This window comes from Atlanticothrix silvestris CENA357 (genome assembly GCF_016056295.1).
Lineage (GTDB): Bacteria > Cyanobacteriota > Cyanobacteriia > Cyanobacteriales > Nostocaceae > Atlanticothrix > Atlanticothrix silvestris.
The window spans coordinates 1-1005 of record NZ_JAECZB010000112.1 but is presented as its reverse complement, the minus strand read 5'-3'; the positions used below and the strand labels follow the sequence as shown (position 1 = coordinate 1005).

Below are 1005 nucleotides of genomic sequence, written 5' to 3'. Positions count from 1 at the left end.
ACTATTAAAACAAAAATCTTCACCAGGAAGACCAAGAACCATTCCAACATGGGCAGAAAAAGCACTAGATAAAAGATTGCACGAAGTACAAGGGTTTAATGGTTATCAAGAAATTGTCGAATGGCTAGAACAAAACTTGGGAGTAAATACTTGCTACAAGACAGTTCACAAACTTGTGTATTACCGTTTGGAGTCATGTCCGAAAGTTCCTCGCCCTTTAACTTTAACTTAGTACTGGCAGACAGTTTGTATGGAGAAAGTGGAACTAACTTCATATCTGTGTTAGATGAAATGAATCTAAACTATATAGTAGCGATTCGCTCAAACCATTATGTGGATTTACTTCCAAGGCAACATACTCAATATTTAAAGTGGCATAAGTTTAAAAGGGTATTTTCAGACCTTAGAAGTGAAAAGCGGTTGATTAGAGAAATAATTCACGGCAAACGACAAGAGAAAAGATATTGGCAGATTACCACAGACAGTGAGAATTTACCTGATAACACTACTTGGTATGTGATCAGTAAGTATCCAGACATTAACAAGCGAGATGTTGGTAATTTTTATGGGTTAAGAACTTGGGTTGAATATGGCTTGAAGCAAAGTAAAAATGAATTAGGTTGGGCAGGCAGATTATCGTCTAACTCACTACTGTGATATTGAACGATGGTGGGAGATTGTTATGAGTGCTTACTTGATGGTTAGTCTCCACTCTGAACAAATGCAGTTTTCTGTGCCAAAGTCACCATCAAAATTGGCTGAACATCCTTGGTGGGATGATGGCAAAGGTTGGAAGAATGTTCTGAACAATCTCCGTTTAATTGCCCAACCTTTTATCCTATTTAACCTGATATACCCCTGGTTAACAGTTTTTCCTATTCCCCAATTGTCCTTGGGTTTTTCTAAACTTCAATCTATTATTTATAATCTCACCAGTTCAATTTTCATTTTCCTGACTCACCCTGATTTCTACTTTTCCTCTGCCTAGAGTGACAAATGAGAGCT

At 37.3% G+C, this 1005-nt stretch carries 2 pseudogenes; both read left to right on the top strand.

Annotation, left to right across the window (positions count from 1 at the left end):
• Positions 1 to 232 (top strand): annotated as a pseudogene (locus I8751_RS28950) (helix-turn-helix domain-containing protein); the annotation flags it as partial.
• A pseudogene (locus tag I8751_RS28945) lies at positions 217 to 988 on the top strand (IS701 family transposase); the annotation flags it as partial. The pseudogenes I8751_RS28950 and I8751_RS28945, both read left to right, overlap by 16 nt.
• Between the last annotated feature and the right edge of the window lie 17 nt (positions 989 to 1005).